Origin of the sequence: Candidatus Tisiphia endosymbiont of Ceraclea dissimilis, from assembly GCF_964030735.1 — a bacterium.
Taxonomy (GTDB): Bacteria; Pseudomonadota; Alphaproteobacteria; order Rickettsiales; family Rickettsiaceae; genus Tisiphia.
The window spans coordinates 670,353-689,805 of the sequence record NZ_OZ034917.1 but is presented as its reverse complement, the minus strand read 5'-3'; the positions used below and the strand labels follow the sequence as shown (position 1 = coordinate 689,805).

Genomic DNA, 19,453 nt, shown 5'->3' with positions numbered 1-19,453 from the left:
GTATGTGACTACTGCGATCTTGAATAACGACAACGCAATTATTGATTTTCTATCTGAGTATACATGGCACAAAAGAAATTAAAAGATATCCAAGAAAGGATTAATAAATTTAAAACAAATAGTCATCAGAGGCGTCCTAAGCCTAATCCAGAAAAGCAAATTGATGCGTTTGTTATTGCACTAGATTTGGTTTCTAGCGTGATGCTGGGGTTGATTGCTGGTTTTGCATTAGATAAGTTGTTTAATTCTAAACCATTTTGTGTTATAATATTCTTATTGATAGGTACGTTTGTTGGGTTTAGAATAATTTGGCAAAAATTAAATAATAAAAAATAATGTCACATAGTCCTTTAGATCAATTTGCAATAAAGAAAATAGTAGAAATTAATTTATTTGGTTTTGATATTAGTTTTACCAACTCCAGTTTGTATATGGTGCTTGCTGGGGTTATAGTTCTGTCGTATTTTTATTTAGCTTTAAAAGCAGAAAAAATTATTCCTTCTAGATTACAGCTTAGTGCTGAAATAATTTATGATATAATTACAGTGACGTTAAGTCAAAATGTTGGAGAGAAGGGGCGTAAATTTATACCATTAATTTTTACTTTGTTTATGTTTATTTTATTATGTAACTTGCTCGGAATGCTTCCTTACGGATTCACTGTTACTAGCCATATAGCGGTAACCTTCGCCTTAGCAATTATGATATTTTTTATGGTGACAATTATTGGTTTTATTAATCATGGTCTGCATTTTTTATCAATATTTTTACCTAAAGGTACGCCTATTTGGTTAGCTCCGCTTATGATCGTAATAGAATTATTTGCATATTTAGCAAGACCCATAAGTTTATCTTTAAGATTAGCGGCTAACATGATGGCAGGACATGTATTATTAAAGGTAATGGCAGGATTTATAGTATCATTGATGATTTTCCTTAAATTTTTGCCAATTCCATTAATTATTATCCTTATTGGATTTGAAATTTTTGTAGCAATACTTCAAGCTTATATCTTTACAATTCTTGCTTGTGTATATTTGAATGATGCTGTAAATTCACATTAGAAATTTTTATATTTAGGAGTTTATATAATATGGACATGACGTCTCTAAAATTTATTGGTGTAGGACTTATGGCTATTGGTATGCTAGGTGCTGCCATTGGTGTAGGTAATATATTCAGTGCATTGCTAAATTCAATTGCTCGTAACCCTTCAGCTAGTGATCAATTACAAAGAGTAGCGTTAATTGGAGCTGGGCTTACTGAAGCTATGGGCTTATTCTCGTTTGTAATTGCAATTTTGTTGATATTTACTTAATATAACTATGCCTCAGTTTGACGTTGCTTTTTATTGTTCACAAATCTTTTGGTTGGTATTTGCTTTCAGCTTCTTATACCTTCTCGTTGATAAATTCATCGTACCGTTAACTGAAAAGATTCTTAAGAATAGGAAATCCTATATAGATACTAATATTGCTAGTGCAGAAAGTCTAGCAGCAAAAGCTGATAGTCTGCACAAGCAATATGCTAGTAAGATGGAAGAAATATCAAATATCGTAGAAAATCTTAAGAAAGAAGCTACAGATGTAATGGAAGCATCTTTTATATCAAAGAAAAAGCAGCTCGATGATCAATTGAAAGTACAAATTGAAAATAATCGTCATGATATAGAGACAATTAACAAATCGTTTTGGCTTGATGAAAATGATTCATGTATCAATTTAGCAAAATTATTAATTCAAAAAATTACCAATCAACAAGTTGATTTAGAATTACTAAGAGAATCTTACAAAAAGATAAAGTAATGGGATGAAATAATGGAATTATTTGATGAAAAATTTTGGTTAGCCATTTGTTTCCTAATTTTTTTGTATTTAGTCTATAGACCGATAAAAAATATAATTTTAAAATCGTTAGATGACAAAATTATTGCTATTAAAAACCAAGTTGCAGAAGCCCAAAAGCTTAACGAAGATATGGTTTTACTATTTGAAGATGCTGTAAAGCAAATACAACAGCTTGATGGTCTAAGAGAAGAGATGCTCAAAAATGGCAAAGAAGCTGCCAATAATCTAATTGAACAACAAAACGCGGAAATTGATAAATTCTTAGAAAGCAAAAAACTTGAGACTATAGATTTAATGAATAGGCAAAAACTAGAAGCTTCTCAAATGCTGCAGTCTGAGTTTTGTGATAAAATGGTAAAATTAGTAGCTATATATATGCAGTCTACAAAAAATAATGGCATGTCAGATAGTGAAATAGCCAAAAATCTCATGGAAAATCTACCATCAAAGTCACAATAGTGCCTATAAAAAAGTCGGTTTCAAAATAGTAGATAGCTTTACTCCATCTACAGGCTACTTTAAGGATGTGCTACATTATATTTAATGATTCTGAAGTTATAGCGATCCGATTAACATTACTTCGTCTACTGTTAGGAGTGTATAAGTTCCAGACGTCATTGCGAGACCACATAGTGGTCGTGGCAATCCATTTTTGGTTGCTTTTATGGGTTGCTTCGTCGACCTAAGGTCTTTCTCGCAATGACGTTAGTCTACATGTGTGGCTAACCTTCTCGGGTTAGCTATATAGTCAATTCAGGAGGATTTGGTGCTAGGAGCGATGGAGCGATGCCTATAAGTAATAGGCGAGCATTGAGCGACGACATCACCAACTTCTCATCAATTGACTATATCTCACTGTCCGGCAAAAATCCTCTATATTGTGCATCCCAGAGAGTTTTATATAACTCTCCTCTAGCGATTAACATAGCATGAGTACCGTCTTCCACAATTTTACCACGCTTGAATACTAAAATACGATCCATGTGTAAAAGTGTTGATAAACGGTGGGCAACGACTATAGTTGTAGCATTAGTGGTTTCCAAAACTTCATCTATAGATTTTTGAATTAAAGCCTCGGTTGGCGAGTCAAGTGCCGATGTTGCTTCATCTAAAATAAGGATGGGGGCATTTTTTAAAATAGCTCTAGCGATTGCAATTCGTTGCCGTTGCCCGCCGCTTACTTTTACCCCTCGTTCACCAACTATTGAATGATAACCATTGGGCATCTGCAGAATATCATCATGTATTCTAGCTTTTTTACAGGCTTCCTGAATCTCTTGTAAAGTAGCATCATATTTAGCCAGCTGCAAATTTTCTAGGATAGAACGATGAAACATCGTAATATCCTGTGGGATTACTGAAATATTGCTTCTTAGTGACTCTTCCGTTACCTGCGAAATATCATATCCATCAACTAAAATAGTTCCGCTTTGCAAATTGAAATATCTTAGCAAACATTTGATTAAGGTAGTTTTGCCAGCCCCTGATGTCCCAACTATACCAATCCTTTCTCCAGCTTTGATATGTAATGTAAGATTGTCAAATATATTATCTCCACCACTACCATAGTTGAAGGTTACATCTTGATATTTAATATCACCTTTGACAGAAGGAAGCAACTTAGCATTTTCTGTATCGGTGACATTTGAGATAGTATTAATAAAGTTGTATGAAGATTTGATAGCAGCGATTTTAGGATTAATGGAAAATATTATATTATCTAATAATTGATCAATCGCCCATTCAATTCTAAAAGTAATCACCATACTAATGGCAAAATCACCAGCAGTGATTTGTCCAGTTTTATATAAATATGCTACCACAAATATTTGAGCTGCTGCCATTAGAGTAATTAATATGCTATCAGTCAGGTCTACATAATAAGCATCATATACCCGAGTTTTTCGATCCCAACTTTTCCATTGATCAATGGCAGGCAGGAGCTTTAGTTTCAGTTCTGTCCAAACATTGCCAATAACTTTAATACCAAAAATATTAGCAACAGAGTCATTGATAATACCTACCGCTTCTTGTCGTGCCTTAGTATATTCTTCTTGTAACTGTATTTGTTTCTGGAGTAAAACTGATAATATTGGTACATACACCACAATAAAAACAATTAACACTCCGGCTATCTTGTAATTCATTGTACACAAAAATATTATGCCACCTACAACAACTACAATATCTCTCAAAGCACGACAAAGAATAGTGATAACAGTTATAATGCCATCTTGAAAATCAGTGATTTTACTGGCAATTTCTCCCGATAAATGTGAATCAAACCAATGCAAAGAATGTTTCATAGTCTTGTTGTAGGCATATTCAACGATTTCTGCCAGCATCACTGGTTTGTATTTAATGTCAAAAAGCCTAAAGGTAAAATATACCCCGTGGTGCATCATTTTATATAATACAAATATTAAGAGAAGTAGGGTAACATTGTCATGTGGATTCTTGGCAATAGTATTAATAATTTCTCTAATTTGATAATTAACAAAAATATCAAGTAGTGCACCACAGATATATATAAGGACAATGCTAGATAGGTATAGTCGATATTTGTAAGCCAAGGAGTATAAATATGATTTTAATGGATAATTTTGCTGTTTGGTAGAGACCATAAAATATTTCTTTCTAATTATGCAAAAATGCACTTCATTATAACAGGTTATAGCTTCCCCACTAAGCACTTTTTTAGGATTTTTTAATTATTCTATATCATTGACAGAAACCAGACATCACAATATATTTAATAAAATAATTATAATGAGCAGCATAGTGCAAAAATTCCTAAAATATTCGGTGGCGTTATTTATTTTAATAATTGTTATATTGCTGATAACCCCTTTATTTATTTCTTTGGAATCATATAAAAAACTAGCCTCTGATAAGGTCAAAGAAATAACTGGTCGAGAACTACAAATCAATGGAGATATAAGCATTTCTTTGCTGCCCATTCCAACTATTATCGTTAAAGACCTAACACTTGCCTCTCTAGATGGTGCTAACTACCCTTCTTTATTGGATGTTAAGGAAGTAAGTGCTTCTATTTCTATATTATCTCTAATTAAAGGAAAGATCGACATTTCAACGATTGAAATCAACCAACCAGTAATTAATTTAGAACGGATGAGTAATGGTTTAGCCTCTTGGGAATTTGCCAAAATACCAACCAATGTTAGGACAACCCCAACTGATAAAATGAACGATAGCAAAGCTCCATTTTCTTTATATATCAACTTAATTAAAATTGTTAATGCTAAGTTAAATTATGTTGATTTTACTGATAAGACTAAAGGTAATAACGCTTCTCCAACAACCATAGATATTGACAGATTAAAAATCAAAGATCTTCATGGACCATCTGATTTATCCTGTAAGTTTTCTTCTTCTGGCAAGAATTATAATATCAAAGGTAATATACAAGACAAGCAGGGTATCATATCTTTAACAGCAGATTTAAATGCTCTGCAAGAAAAGGTTAATTTTTCAGGTAACTTTGCTTACGATAATATGACTTTTGCTGGACAACTTAAACTGGAAGGAACTGCTAAAAACCTACAAAGTATTTTTCCTGATATGTCTATCCCTAACGATTTAGATCATAAACTAACTTTTAATGTTAATAGTGATAAGAAATTATTAAAAATTAGTGATATTGATTTTACCGTAGGTAAGTTATTAGCTAAAGGTAATGCTAACTTCCACTTTCAAGATAATAAGGTAGATTTAAAAATTAAATTGTTAGATAAGGCAGTTTCTCTGGCAACAAGCTTTGCTTATTTAGATCAAAATTTATCTCTAAATAACCTTAATCTTACTGTAAATAAAGCTAATTTAACAGGTAATGTAGGGGTTAAGGATTGGGATAAAGAGCTAGTTGTTTCTTATAATGTAAAAATTAGTGAGATAGCAGCCATTGCCAGTTTATTTAGCATGACTCTACCGATTAATCTTGGAGATATTTGGCTAAAGGGAGAGACTGTTAAACAACAAAATAAACAACAGAATTCTCTTAAAACTAATATAAATAAATTTACTGTTCAGTTAAAAAAAAATCCTATAAATCTTAGTGGAGTAGTAACTATCAATTTAGCTTCTGCTAAACCAAATATTTTATCAGATATAACAATAGCTTCCTTAAATTTAGATGACTTAAGTGATACACCATCTCCTAATATGGCTGCTAATTCTGTGCAAAATGTAAATCATTCTGTTGTAGATAATTCTGTACCCTGGTCTAAAGATGTTATAGATTTATCATTTTTAAACAAGTTTGATGGAAATTTAACGTTAACTATACAGAAAATTATTAAAGGGAATCTGAACTTTGATAACGTCAAAACTAATATGTTGCTTGCCGGTGGTGTGCTGGATATTAAATCTATAAATGGTAATTTATATGGAGGAACTTTATTTGCTACTGGACAAATTTCTTCGCAAGTTAACCAACCTGTTAGCTTTAAAGCTACTCTTAAAGATGCTAAGTTAAAAAATATAGTTTCGCAAAATATAGCTTCACAGGGAAGTAAAATTAAAGTTACCCAAGGGACTGTTAATTTTGTAACAGATATCAAAACAAAAGGTCAAAGCCAATCTCAATATGTAGGTAACCTATTCGGTACAGCAACATTAACAGCATCTGACGGTATAATTAGTGGATTTGATTTACAAAAACTATTAGATAACCTTAGAAATATTAAAAACCTGGCAACTATTTTAAAAATGCTCGATGTTTTCTTGGCAAGTGGTGAAACAAATTTTCAAAAGCTTGCGGTGGATAGTGAAATAAAAGAAGGGGTAGTTAATATAATAAACGGTAAATTAGATGTTGCTTCGTCAGAAGTCACAATTACTGGAAATGTTAACCTACCTAAATATACCCTTGATATGGATAGTACTATTAATGTAAATATAAATTCAATACCACCATTGAAAGTTCACCTGTACGGCAATCTGAATAATCCACAGCATAAACTTGATGCTAAAGCATTAAAGGAATATCTTACGAAGAATTTAGTAAATAGCGTGGTTGATGGCGTTAAGAAAGGCACAAAGCCTGAAGATCTATTAAAAAATATTATTGGGGGAAGAAAAAATAAACAAGCTACAGGAGAAGAAACACAAAATAATCAACAAAGAGAGCCTTCTAATAATAAGGATCCCATCAATAAAGTAAAATCTACCATTGAAAAAGGGTTAAAAGGATTATTTAAATAATAGTCATCCTGGTACTACAGTTGTAGATTGAATGTGAGTGTTCACGGAAAAAAGGTTAAAGATGTCATTGCGAGCTGATGTATCCCCACGAAATTGTTGCAAAATAACACGAGTTGCCAATTAATTAATTTTAGTAAACCCTAGACTTCACAAGGTTTGAAGAACATTTAATCAGGTCAAAAAATGCAATAAATTCTCAAAATTAGAAATTTTTTAAAATACATAGCGTTTTGATTATACTTTTCACGTGTCAAATAGTTCGTAAACTGCTTGACATCTAGGTTTCATGTAGCAAGAATTTCGTGGGGATACATCAGCTCGCAATGACGGTGTGTTGCACAAAGTGCCTCCTCGCTAATAGCACCAGTTACTATGGATAACATACTAATCGGGTTAGCTATAGATAATTTTTGACAAAAATTTTACGGTCTCTCATGAAAAAGAAAGATTTATCAATTTTAATAGGTAATAGTCTGGATCATTTTGATACGGCTATTTATAGTTTTCTTGCTCCAATTTTATCAATAGTCTTTTTTCCTAAAGATGACCCTATAGTTGCTTTGATCTTAACCTATGGCATGTTAGCAACTTCAATAATTACCAGGCCAATTGGTTCAATAATTTTTAGTATAATTGCAAAAAAACGAGGGGCAACTTTGGCTTTATCCTATTCATTAATAGGTGTGGCTATTACCACTATGTTAATAGGAGTTATACCAACTTATCAAATGATTGGCTGGTTTTCACCATTGATGCTGCTTATTATTCGAATGATGTTAGGAATTTTTGGTGAAGGAGAACATTGTATTGCCAAATTATATATTGTAGAAAATAAGACGCAGAGTCGAGGAGTGAAAGCATCTTACCTATACGAACTATCAACAATGTTTGGGATTATTATTGCCTCTTCTGTCAGTGCAATTCTAATTAGTTCTAGTCACCATGAATATTGGCGTTTATGTTTTATATTAGGAGGTAGTACAGGGATTGTAGGGGTTTATCTTAGACGTTATTCCAATATGTCTCAAAGAGCAATAGAACAAAAATCTTACCCATCAAATGTGATATTGAATAATAAGTACAATATTCTGCGTATATCTATAATTAGTGGCTTTTCCTATATGACATATGTCATACCTTTTGTAGTGATGAATAGTTTTGTCCCTCTTATTACCTCTATATCTTTGGAAGCGATGATGAGTGTTAATACTCTTTTATTAATCGTAGATGCAGCAATGATTCCATTAATAGGGTATTTTGTTAAAAAATATCGTCCTGTGGATGTAATGATCGTAAGTACTAGCATTCTATTTATTAGCATAGTACCATTATGGTTATATATGACTGATGCTTCTATATGGTATGTTAATTTTGTCCGTTTATGGATTATTGCCTTAGGGGTAACTTTCTTATGCCCACTAAATTATTGGCTTAATAGCTTATTTCATGGTTCAGATAAATATATGCTAGTTAGTATTGGTGATGCTTTAGGTACTTCAATATTTGGACGCTCTGCTCCTGCAGTGTGCATAGCTCTTTGGCACTTTACTGACTCTTCTATATCTATAGGAGTTTATATTGCAATGATTACTTTAGCTACTATATGGGCGGTGAAGAGTCGGTAGCATTACTTGCTTAATATAGCTAATCCAGAAAGTGATCAAAAATGGATCGCTTCGACCATTACATGGTTTCGCAATGACGATTGGGGTGCATATATGTCATTACAAAAAGGCATGAGCCGACGAAGCAATCCATTTTTGGTTACTTTTATGGATTGCTTTGTCGACCTAAGGTCTTATTCGCAATGACGGCTCGACTTACGACTCCTCAAACGCATACGTCATTGCGAGCGAACGTATGTGAGCGTGGCAATCCATCAGACTTGTATATTGCTTCGTCGACCTACGGTCTTCCTTACAATGACTTTGACCATATACTACTTTTAATGACTACTTATTCAATTTGTGTTTATATTTTTTGTAAGAATTTCTGTATTATCCGAACGAAAAGTTAAGTTTGGGATATTATAGTAGTAAACTAAAAGCCTACTAACAAAAGCCCCTACAAATACTGTAATAATAGAGTATTTTATTGTACTATAATCAGGCTTATAAGCATAAGAATCTAATAATATACTAAAGATCGCACCCCACAATATTAATATTTCAAAATTAATTTCTCTAGGTATAGACTCGATATTTTTATCATGTTGACAAATTAAATTTCGGAATATTATACCAACACTAGAAGTCAAACAGGCAAAACATGGTCCCCAGAACTCTAATGGTTCAATTTTTTGTACAATTACAGTTATAACACCAATTATCATAAAAGATGATTGCCCTAAGGAATCACAAACAATAAGAGTATTATTGCGTATTTTTTGGATAAAATCATCCTCATATAATTGCTTGTTATAATAAGCTAGTAATTTAATAGCAAAGAAACCAATAAGCACCGTTATAAAAATACGGCAAGTATAATATGGAGTTAAAATAAGACTGGCATTAACACTATGTACTACAATATCAAGTAAAATACATCCTAGTAAGGATGGTAACATTGCTAATACAAAAGTAACAAACAACGTAGCATTGGTTTTAGCTGATATAATGATACCAGAAATTGCGAATGCTATACTCCCTATAACTCCAATAATATAACACCATGATGAATCGATAGATTTTAGCAGTAGGATATTATATTTATACCTTTCTACAATTTTTTTATATTCGTCGCTATTGATAAATTCATTAATTGAATTGTTAAACCTGGCGACTAAATTAGGAGATACGGTTTTCTTACTAAACATTAAATGTACAGGGGTTTTAATACCAGTATGGATCTCTTCTATTTGATCTTTTTCTATATAGTTTAAAGTAAGAGCTACCCCTGCAATCCTGTCAGCAAGAACCCCATCAATTTCATTACGTAGCAACCCCTTAAATAGCTCTGCATTACTGCCATATTTAATGATGATGTCATTATTACTAGCCTGATTTAGGTACTCAGTAGTTCTGGTATTGCCATAAACAGCTTTTCTAGTTATGCCAAGACGAAAATTTAGTAAACGTATCTGAGCTAAGAATTCATTCGTATTATTAAAATGTAGATGTTTTCTTGCTGAACGTAAAGTAAATAAGGAAATTTCTGCAAGTCGATACGGGATAGAAAAATTGGCAAAGGCTGCTCTTTCCTCGGTATAAGTAAGTCCTGGCACCATATCACTTTTACCTTGTTGGATATTGGATATTACTTGTTCCCAGGCAGAATCAGTATATTGTATGCCAATGTTAATTTTACTACTAATAGCATTGATTAATTCAATATCTAAACCGGTAATATTATGGTGTCCACTTTTAGTTACATGGCTAAATTGGTAGGGTTCCAATGAATAGCAATCAACAAGCAAATGATCTTTATCATTTACCCCTTCAGTACATTGAGTAAAATATGTGTCAAGGGGATTAGATAGTTGATTATTATTCTCCTTATGATTTGCATAGGAAAAAAAGTTTTGTAAGATAATAATAATCGGGATGATACTCTTAAGTATTTGCATGGTGTACAGATCTCCTCATTAAATTCTACTTCAAGCTAATTAGAGTATATAGTCAATTGATGAGAATTTGGGGCTAGGAGCGAAAGTAATAGGCGAGCGACGAGTGACAACGTCCCCAACTTCTCATCAATTGACTATACACTATTTTATAGTGTGGACTAATATATCACCATCAAAAAATTTAATATTAAATTCTTGTTTTTTGCTTGCCATAACTTTTGATGTTATAAATTCTCCATCGGCGGATTTGATTACCGTAAAGCCACGTTTTAGTACGGTTTTGTAGTCTAAACTGGTAAGTAGTAGATTATTTAAATTTAATTGATGATCATAATTTTTTAACTTAGTGCTAATAGATTTTAGTGTATAATTAAATTGATGATCTAATTCTAAAGACTTATAATCAACTATTTTCATAGGATTTAATATTTCTACATTCAGTGAATCAAGTTTTGCCTCTTTGAATTTAAGTAAATTGGGCAAAGACTCTGTTAATCTAAAACTTAGTTCATCAAGAAGCTGTTGATTATAGTCTATATAAGTAGTTAGACTTTTGGAAATATTAGTATTGGAGTTAACGGCTTGCTGTTGATATTTAACTAGCTGAATAATACGGTTAAGTAATGTCTCATAATACGAACTTATTGTGTAATTAAGGCTAGAAAGTACAGGTACGGCAAATTCAGCTGCCGCAGTGGGAGTAGGAGCTCTCTTGTCAGCTACTAAATCAATTAAAGTATTATCTACTTCATGTCCAACTGCCGAAATAATAGGAATATCTGAACTAAATACGCTACGTACTACTACTTCTTCATTGAATGCCCATAAATCTTCTATAGACCCCCCACCTCTTGCAACAATTATAACATCAGGTTTTATATTTTGTTCTAATTTATTAAACCCTTCAATTGCCCCAGCAATTTCACTTGCAGCATTGCCACCTTGAACAGTGACTGGCCATATTAGTATATGAGACGGACAGCGATCATTAATACGGTGTATAATGTCCCTAATTACCGCCCCAGTCATTGAGGTAACTACCCCAATCTTATTAGGCAAGAAAGGTAATGGTTTTTTTGGTTTATCAAAGATACCTTCTTTTTCTAATTTAGCTTGCAGCTCCTTGAGAATTTGCATAATAGCCCCAAGACCTGCAGGCTCAAGAGCCTCTACCGATAGCTGATATCGTGAATTTCCTGCATACCCAGAGAGTTTGCCGATAGCTACCACTTCCATGCCATCAACTGGGGTAAATTGCATTTTGGCAAGTACCGGACGCCAGCAAGTGCAAGCTAGAATCGCTGTATTTTCCTTAAGATTAAAATAACCATGACCAGAAGTTGCTATCTTAAGACCAGAAATTTCTCCCTTTACTCTAATATAACCAAAGTTATTTTCAAGCAATTCCTTAATCTTGCTAGAAATTTCAGTGACTGAGAATTCCTGATTTACTAAATTAGTAATAAAATTATTTTCTATCATACACCTTCTAATATAGTTTTCTAACGTAAATGGTCAACACAATAATAGTATAGTCAATTGATGAGAAGTTGACTATACTGTAAGATTTTCTTTGCAGCCTCACTAGCAGAAAGGTTTGTAACATCAAACTCAAATAAATTAGGATGAGAAATTTGAATTAATGGATATTCTGGATAAACATCTTGTACGTCGATTGATTTATAACGAACTAGCCTATCTAAATGTTGAATTCGCTTAATATTTTCTTCCTGTGAAATTAGTAATTTTACAGGAAGAAACACTGATTTACGATTTATTGCTAGCTGTTGTACTTGGTTAAAAAGCTTACGATCACCATCAACTTCATAGAGACAGTTGGTAAGAACATAATTATTACTAATTTCTTGGCTTAGAAAATTAAAAATACCATCTCGTATAAGCCCAATTGCATCCCAAGCAAATTCTGGAATAGGAGTCAATCCATCATAATTTAGCAGTGAAAAAATAGGATTATTGATATGTTGGTTATCACATATTCTATAACCAGCCCTTGCTATTTCTTTTGCTATAGTATATTTTCCGGTTCCTGGGGTTCCTATTAGGTAAATAATAATAGTCATTTTATGATCTCACTTCTTCAAATTTTCTGCAGTGCATATAAGAACATTACCATCAATTTGTACTATGCGAAGTGTGTCTCCTTTATATGCTGATTTTACAGAATCTTTGCTGAGTTTGGCATTCATAATAGTTCCTGACCACAATACCTGTCCCTTTTCTCCTATTAGCAGTTCATTACTATATAGCTGCACTTCCTGACCTAACATATCAGAATATTCGTACTTATCATGTTTTTTGCCAACATAGAATTTTAGTGGGTACCATAAAATAACCAGCCATAAAAAAGAAATAAACCCAAAAATTATATATTGGTATTTTAAAAGGTCTGAATAATTATTTAATATTATTGCATTAGATATTCCACCTAAACCCAAAAATAAAAAACCAACATTTGGAATGTTAGAAAATTCTATAATTATACAAATAATGCCAGCGATCAGCCACCATTCTACTATTGAAATATTAAATATGGTCATATGATGTCTTCAATTAATCTACAAACTGTAGTATTAAGATTACTTTGTATAGTCAATTAACCTGAATTAGTGCCGAATAAGCACCTATCGTGCTGTCTATTAGCGAGGAGGCGTAAGTTCTCCGAAGCAATCCATTTTAATCGTTTTTTGGATTGCTTTGTCGCCACTAAAGTGGCTCATCGCAATGACGGTTTTTCAATTATTGTTTTCTTAAACTGACACTTATCAAGTTAATTCACTATATAATTTCTACTATAATATTAGATCAAACAATTGTAAACAACCATATAGTCAATTGATGGGAAGTTGGTGACGTCGGCACTCGTCGCTCGCCTATTACTTATAGGCGTCGCTCCATCGTTCCTGCTACCCAATTCCCCTGAATTGACTATATCTTAAACTCCTAGACTTATCGTTTCTATATTTCTATTGTGACAAAGCTTGTTACAAAGAAAAAGATTGTCCTAAATATACCTCCTTTACTTGGCAACTTGTAGCTATTTCTTGTGGTGTTCCTTCTAATAGGACTTTTCCGTTGTAAATAACGTATGCTCTGTCAACTATATTGAGTGTATCTCTCACATTATGATCAGTGATTAAGATGCCAATATTACGGTTACGTAAGTGGACAATTAAATTTTTAATATCCTCGATCGCTAGTGGATCAATACCTGCAAGTGGTTCGTCAAGCATAATAAATTTGGGGTCTAATGCTATTGCTCTTGCAATTTCTAGCCTACGTCTTTCTCCACCGGATAATCCCATTGCCGGCATATCTTTTAGATGGAGAATAGAAAATTCTTTAAGTAAATCTAATATTTTTTGTTCAATAATTTCTTGATCATTTTCTAAAACCTCTAACATTAATCTAATATTATCTCCGACAGATAATCCACGAAAAATTGATGGTTCTTGAGGAAGATAGCTAAAGCCAAACCTAGCTCTTAAATAAATTGGCAAATTGGTAATATCATGATCATTAAAAAATAATGCTCCACTATCTGGCTTGGTAAGCCCTATAATAATACTAAAACAGGTAGTTTTGCCGGCACCGTTTGGACCAAAAAGACCAACTATTTCTCCTGTTTTTAATTGAAGAGATACGTCGTTCAATATCACTCTCTTATTATAAGATTTTGAAATACTATTTACTTGTAATCTATCTATTATTAAATGCGACATACTTCTTTGTTCCAATTAATTCTTGGATTTACTATAATTTACATTATTGAGTTCTGTATAATATACTAACTTGTCGGTTCTTATAATACCGTCCTTATTTTGTACTATTACGTCACCAAGTAGGATTAACTCCTTTCTTTCCACAAAATATTTTGCAGAAGTAGCAATTAATACTTCCTGACCATCATTCCTTTTAGCAGTCAATTTTGACGGTATGGATATGTAATTAATAGTTTTTTTATTATCAACTATTTTATAAAAAATTTCTAAATTAGTCGTTTTTACCATTATATCATCAAACCATAAAGTCACCTCCTCGCCTGTAAAACAAGCTTGCTGTTTTATCTGATCAATTACTAAATTATCAGAATTAATATATAATTTATCCATACTAGAATGTTTTGAGTATGGATGTTCTCCATAAGCTATTGCTGAATTCATTATTAAAAAAAACAGCATATAGCAAATTGTGCTAAAAATCTGATACATCAATAATCGTTGATACGCTACCTTTGAAATTTATAATATTATTATCATTTGTGGAACTAAATTTATTAGAAGTAATTTCACAATTTTTATAGAACAATATCACGCCCATTTTACCAAATGCTTCTTTATTTAGTAAATTTAGTTGGGCTTTTTGTGCTTTTAATATGCCTTCCCCTAAAAAAAATTGGACATCCTCTGTTAATTCTAACATATGACTATTCTCATTCAATATACCATTTTTTGCATTGATTACTAATAGGTTATTACCATTTATTTTATATTTAGCGTTAATTTCTTCTAATGCATATTTATTATCTAAAGTCCTAAATGCTTGCACAGCATTAACTTGGTAAGGATTTAAGTCTTTATTTAAACCCTTGAAAGTTGAATTTAAAATTTTTATTTCATAATTTGTTTTATCATTTGGAGCAAAAGCACTATTTTCGGTATTATTTTCAATTGATTCTAAATTATTATTAATGGGATTAAAATTGATATAAATTAAGTATAAGGTTAGTGCTAGACCTAAAAAAGACAAGATTTTTGATAGATTAATTAAACGTCTATAAGATAAAATGATAGCACTACTACTTTTATCTATGAAGGGAATTTTAACCATAATACTACCAACATTATCATGGACATTCATCAACTAATTCCTGCCCGAAGTAAGTCATGGATATGAACAATACCAATAACTATATTATTTTCAGTTACCGGTATACTAGTAATTGATTTACTATTCATCATCCCTAAAGCCTCTCCCGCTAATTTCGAGGAAGAAATTTGTTGTGGGTTAGCAGTCATTACATCACGTGCATATTTCATATTTATTTGATCATTAATATGTCTACGCAAATCTCCATCTGTTATAATACCAACCAAACTCAAATCTTTATTTACTACTATCGCACATCCAAGGCTTTTTTGGTTCATAACTAATATAGTATCCGTAAATGAAGTATCGACATATACTAATGGCAACTGATCTTTTACCCTCATTAAACTTTCCACCTTGATAAGATTAGCTCCAATCTTTCCTCCAGGATGATATAGTCGAAAATCATCTTCAGAAAAACCTCGAGCTTCATGTACAGAAGTGGTGAGTGCATCTCCAAGGGATAACATCATTATTGCAGAGGTTGTCGGAGCGGCTATATAAGACGCTTCATTAATTCGTGGTATTAATAATAAAAAATCGCTATTGGTTGCTATAGTAGAGTTGACGTTCATAGTCATGGCAACTATCTTTATAGAAAATCGCTTACAATATTTCATTATATCAAATAATTCTTTGGTCTCTCCTGAATTAGATAACATGAAAACTAAGTCACTTTCAGTTACCATTCCAAGATCGCCATGGCTAGCCTCAGCTGGGTGCAAATAAAAAGCAGCCGTACCAGTAGAAGCAAAACTCGCTGCTATCTTATGGGCTATATAACCACTTTTTCCTATACCAGTTAAAATAATTCTACCTTTACAATTAATTATATGATCTACTACATTATCAAAGCTACTTGGAATGTTATTAGATAATTCAATTAGTGCGGCAGATTCTTTTAATATAACTCTTTTAGCAACGTCACGATGATAGTGCATTTTCAATTTAACTCCAACAAATTATATAACTAACCCGATTGTATTTATTCACAGCAAACTGGTGTCTATTAGCGAAGATGTTATAAGACCACAATTGTTGAAAATTAGAATATAGTTAATTGATGAGAAGTTGGTGACGTCGTTGCTCAATCCTTGCCTATTACTTACCTTACGCATAACTCCGTGGCAATTTAAAAATTACAGAAAAGTACAAGAGGTCATTGCGAGATCACGTAGTGGTCGTGGCAATCCACATTTTTGGATTGCTTCGTCGCCACTAAAGTGGCTCCTCGCAATCTGATGTATCCCCACGAAATTAAGCACGACAAAGCTCCGTCTTTATAATAGATGCCAGGGGTTCTAGCAATGGTTTTATGGTATGCAAATAATTAAATTCAATAATAAATTTCCCAAGGATAAAATACGAATAAATCTTTTTATCTTTTACTGTCAAGCCTCCTGCAACATCAAGTAACGCATTTAAACGATTATTATGTATAAAAGGACAATGTTCTTTTATTACTTCGATTTAATATTGTTTTTACATCCATAACCTACTATCTCTATCATCATTAAATAATGATGATATTCTATCAATTCTTGCTATTTTGCAACAATTTCGTGGGGATACATCAGCTCGCAATGACGTTTTTATGCTGTTTATAATACTTAGGTACTATAAACTATAGCTCTATCTTTTCTATAATAATAGCCGAATCTGCTTGCTTAGTGATTTTTTCAATCTTCAATCTAGCCGCCTGTAGCTTTTTTTCACAGTGTTCTTTTAGTAACACCCCTCTTTCAAAGCTACTAATCGATGAATCTAAGCTTTCCTCACCAGTATCAATTTTTTTTACAATTTCTTTTAATTCTGCTAAGGCAGCTTCAAAGCTCATATTTTCAATAGATGTCAAGTCTGGCATCGCCCCTCTATTATTATTTGTTGTTTCAATTTTATCTAGTTCCTAACATATTTCCTATCTAGTTCATTATATAATCTATAAATTGCCATCTCACGATCTTTAATTTTTTTACTAGCAATTTTTAGTAATCGCTCTGACGACTCTTCTGTTAACTGAATTGATGAATGTAGTTGTTCAGCAAGCTTTTTCAGTGATTCCTGAATTTCTATAAATGATTTTTGTAATTGCACTTTAATCGATATAGAAGAATTTTCAAGCTCGTTAAGTTTTACATATATTCTTTCTCCCAACTGATTAATTTTATCTTGCAGTAAACTTAATTGTTGCTTTCTTCCCTCTATTAGGTATTTACTAGTCTCATTCACTTTCGCTTGTATCCTAACTTCAGGAGTAACTTCTAAATTCCAAGCCAGCCCTAATTTACTCATCACATATATTATCCATTTATGGACATCAAAATGATACCATTTAGCACCATTACGGTAATCTGATGGGAATGCATGATGGAAATTATGCCAGTTTTCACCTAATAAGAATAATGCCATCCACCAAATATCCCCGGCAGTACCTTTGTAATATTTCTTGCTACCAACAAAATGACATAGAGAATTAACGCAAAAAGTCGCATGTTGTTGTAATGCTCTACCCATACCAATAAACAAGAACCCAGCATAAGCAGAGATGATAGTACCACCAATCAAATAACCTATTAATGCGGGTACTATAGTGTTCATAAATAGAGAAATTTGCCAATAATGCTTTAATTGCCATCTCAGCAATTTATTTTTACCAAGTTTAACCATAGTAACTCGGTCAATGGACTTATAGCTTCCATCAATGATCATCCATCCAACATGTGACCATAAAAACCCTAAAATTCTATTCTCAAACTTTAATGGGCTATGCGGATCTTGATCTTTATCAGTATAAGTATGATGCTTATAATGATTTGATGCCCAAGATAAGACTGGTCCTTGGAAAGTAGCGGCTGACATCATAACAAGAATAAACTCCACCACCTTATTTGTTTTAAAGGCATGATGCGACCATAGACGATGCAATCCAACACCAACAGCAATATTAGAGCCGTAATAGCCAGCTATGAACAAACTTATCTCAAATAGACCTATCTTATAGCTAGCATAGTATTTTACAACCAAGCATGAAAGTATAATTGGGTATATAATTAGAACAAAGAAAATACTCCAAACGATTCTTTTTAGCATATATCTAATCTTTTAATTAAATAAAATTCTTAGGCAGTATTGTAGCATATTATGTCACAATATACAAATAATATGTTGCATTACATTTTACGTTTCCATAATTTATTAAACATACGCTGTCCGAAATAGAAGCTAATAATGCCAGCAAAAATAGCCTGATCGTCTATATTCCATAAAACATCAAGATATTCCACAAGGATTGCCGTACTTTGTATAGTTTTATATTGCACATATTTGACATAGGCATACATAATAAAAAAACTATATGCCAGAACAGGACGAACTGAACCATTTAAGGCATCAACCCAATTAATGCCTGATTTATATGTTGAATATAAAGTATTATTCTCCGCAATGTCTTTGGAAGTGTTAAGCTCTGAGAGCAGTTTGGTATTCCCTAATTTATGGCTTTCAATTTGCCGATCTAAAAGATTAAGCTCATGTTTTTTATCATTTTGATCCTTTAGAATTTTTAAAATTTCTGGAATAATTGAGCTAATAAAGCCCGTTATTGAAGCAAGTAGTGTAATCATAAAAATCTCATTAATTCTTGTATGATTATTATACTAAAAATTTTCTTTGCACTAATAGCTGTTAGTAATTTTTTTTAATTTTTATTGCAAATATTAGTTGATCCTGTTTTATGTCATACCTGCTTGACTTAATGACACCCCTGCGAAAGCAGGGGTCTAGATTCACGCCTACGCGAGAATAACAATAGTGGGCGAGAATGACAATTTACCTTCTAACTAAGTAATAGAAAATACCTGAATAAAAATAATAAAAATATTTTTCATAAAATACTTAGTGCATATCATAATTAGTATATACTAATTATCTA

21 protein-coding genes are annotated in these 19,453 nt (G+C 32.3%); 7 read left to right on the top strand and 14 right to left on the bottom strand.

Translation table 11 applies throughout. The annotated features are described in order from the left end of the window. Positions 1–63 precede the first annotated feature (63 nt). The 5 genes from ACQH1V_RS03355 to ACQH1V_RS03335 are packed head-to-tail and all read left to right on the top strand — an operon-like array spanning position 64 to position 2,306. Positions 64–336: an AtpZ/AtpI family protein gene (locus ACQH1V_RS03355; protein ID WP_341748551.1), complete on the top strand. Its 273-nt coding sequence runs from the start codon at positions 64–66 to the stop codon at positions 334–336. Further along, a complete protein-coding gene (locus tag ACQH1V_RS03350; RefSeq protein ID WP_094649517.1) occupies positions 336–1,064 on the top strand; it encodes a F0F1 ATP synthase subunit A in 729 nt (242 codons plus the stop codon). Before ACQH1V_RS03355 ends, ACQH1V_RS03350 begins: the two co-directional genes overlap by 1 nt. 29 nt (positions 1,065–1,093) lie before the next feature. Continuing rightward, positions 1,094–1,318 carry a F0F1 ATP synthase subunit C gene (locus tag ACQH1V_RS03345; RefSeq protein ID WP_094649518.1) on the top strand — a complete coding sequence of 75 codons (225 nt, stop codon included), beginning with the start codon at positions 1,094–1,096 and terminating at the stop codon, positions 1,316–1,318. Between the two features lie 7 nt (positions 1,319–1,325). Continuing rightward, positions 1,326–1,805, top strand: a complete 480-nt coding sequence (locus ACQH1V_RS03340; RefSeq protein ID WP_250311916.1) for an ATP F0F1 synthase subunit B' — start codon at positions 1,326–1,328, stop codon at positions 1,803–1,805. 12 nt (positions 1,806–1,817) lie between these two features. After that, positions 1,818–2,306, top strand: coding sequence for an ATP F0F1 synthase subunit B (locus tag ACQH1V_RS03335; RefSeq protein ID WP_094649520.1), 489 nt, complete (start codon positions 1,818–1,820; stop codon positions 2,304–2,306). Positions 2,307–2,692: 386 nt separating this feature from the next. Here the strand turns inward: ACQH1V_RS03335 and ACQH1V_RS03330 are convergent, their stop codons facing one another. Further along, positions 2,693–4,471: an ABC transporter ATP-binding protein gene (locus tag ACQH1V_RS03330; protein ID WP_425360770.1), complete on the bottom strand. Its 1,779-nt coding sequence runs from the start codon at positions 4,469–4,471 to the stop codon at positions 2,693–2,695. 145 nt (positions 4,472–4,616) lie between these two features. Between ACQH1V_RS03330 and ACQH1V_RS03325 the strand changes: the two genes are divergently transcribed. Next, positions 4,617–7,070: an AsmA family protein gene (locus tag ACQH1V_RS03325; protein WP_425360769.1), complete on the top strand. Its 2,454-nt coding sequence runs from the start codon at positions 4,617–4,619 to the stop codon at positions 7,068–7,070. Between the two features lie 434 nt (positions 7,071–7,504). Continuing rightward, positions 7,505–8,695 (top strand): MFS transporter, encoded by a 1,191-nt coding sequence (locus tag ACQH1V_RS03320; RefSeq protein ID WP_425360768.1) that lies wholly within the window; start codon positions 7,505–7,507, stop codon positions 8,693–8,695. A gap of 335 nt (positions 8,696–9,030) precedes the next feature. Here the strand turns inward: ACQH1V_RS03320 and ACQH1V_RS03315 are convergent, their stop codons facing one another. The 13 genes from ACQH1V_RS03315 to ACQH1V_RS03255 form a co-directional block, all read right to left on the bottom strand. After that, positions 9,031–10,635: a transporter substrate-binding domain-containing protein gene (locus ACQH1V_RS03315; protein ID WP_425360767.1), complete on the bottom strand. Its 1,605-nt coding sequence runs from the start codon at positions 10,633–10,635 to the stop codon at positions 9,031–9,033. A gap of 141 nt (positions 10,636–10,776) precedes the next feature. Beyond that, a complete protein-coding gene (gene xseA, locus ACQH1V_RS03310; protein ID WP_425360869.1) occupies positions 10,777–12,114 on the bottom strand; it encodes an exodeoxyribonuclease VII large subunit in 1,338 nt (445 codons plus the stop codon). Between the two features lie 56 nt (positions 12,115–12,170). Further along, the gene (locus ACQH1V_RS03305; RefSeq protein WP_239832658.1) at positions 12,171–12,716 is read right to left on the bottom strand and encodes a hypothetical protein; all 546 of its coding nucleotides are present in this window, start codon (positions 12,714–12,716) and stop codon (positions 12,171–12,173) included. Between the two features lie 9 nt (positions 12,717–12,725). Continuing rightward, complete coding sequence (locus tag ACQH1V_RS03300; protein WP_250311689.1) at positions 12,726–13,193, bottom strand: NfeD family protein; 468 nt, start codon at positions 13,191–13,193, stop codon at positions 12,726–12,728. Positions 13,194–13,453: 260 nt separating this feature from the next. Beyond that, positions 13,454–13,567, bottom strand: a complete 114-nt coding sequence (locus ACQH1V_RS03295) for a palindromic element RPE2 domain-containing protein (protein ID WP_239832656.1) — start codon at positions 13,565–13,567, stop codon at positions 13,454–13,456. A gap of 70 nt (positions 13,568–13,637) precedes the next feature. Continuing rightward, entirely contained in the window at positions 13,638–14,360 is a 723-nt protein-coding gene (gene lptB, locus ACQH1V_RS03290) for an LPS export ABC transporter ATP-binding protein (RefSeq protein ID WP_094649294.1), read from the bottom strand. Between the two features lie 30 nt (positions 14,361–14,390). Further along, a complete protein-coding gene (locus ACQH1V_RS03285) occupies positions 14,391–14,816 on the bottom strand; it encodes an LptA/OstA family protein (RefSeq protein WP_157905667.1) in 426 nt (141 codons plus the stop codon). Positions 14,817–14,847: 31 nt separating this feature from the next. After that, complete coding sequence (gene lptC / locus ACQH1V_RS03280) at positions 14,848–15,513, bottom strand: LPS export ABC transporter periplasmic protein LptC (protein WP_425360766.1); 666 nt, start codon at positions 15,511–15,513, stop codon at positions 14,848–14,850. Continuing rightward, positions 15,513–16,463: a KpsF/GutQ family sugar-phosphate isomerase gene (locus ACQH1V_RS03275; RefSeq protein ID WP_094649287.1), complete on the bottom strand. Its 951-nt coding sequence runs from the start codon at positions 16,461–16,463 to the stop codon at positions 15,513–15,515. The genes lptC and ACQH1V_RS03275 overlap by 1 nt, the downstream gene beginning before the upstream one ends. Before the next feature lie 48 nt (positions 16,464–16,511). Beyond that, on the bottom strand, positions 16,512–16,640 hold the full coding sequence (locus ACQH1V_RS03270; protein ID WP_275656733.1) for a hypothetical protein: 129 nt from the start codon (positions 16,638–16,640) through the stop codon (positions 16,512–16,514). A gap of 506 nt (positions 16,641–17,146) precedes the next feature. Then, the gene (locus ACQH1V_RS03265) at positions 17,147–17,386 is read right to left on the bottom strand and encodes an exodeoxyribonuclease VII small subunit (RefSeq protein WP_094649286.1); all 240 of its coding nucleotides are present in this window, start codon (positions 17,384–17,386) and stop codon (positions 17,147–17,149) included. A gap of 35 nt (positions 17,387–17,421) precedes the next feature. Next, positions 17,422–18,612, bottom strand: coding sequence for a fatty acid desaturase (locus tag ACQH1V_RS03260; RefSeq protein ID WP_425360765.1), 1,191 nt, complete (start codon positions 18,610–18,612; stop codon positions 17,422–17,424). Between the two features lie 80 nt (positions 18,613–18,692). Continuing rightward, on the bottom strand, positions 18,693–19,145 hold the full coding sequence (locus ACQH1V_RS03255; protein ID WP_250311086.1) for a hypothetical protein: 453 nt from the start codon (positions 19,143–19,145) through the stop codon (positions 18,693–18,695). Positions 19,146–19,453: the final 308 nt, after the last annotated feature.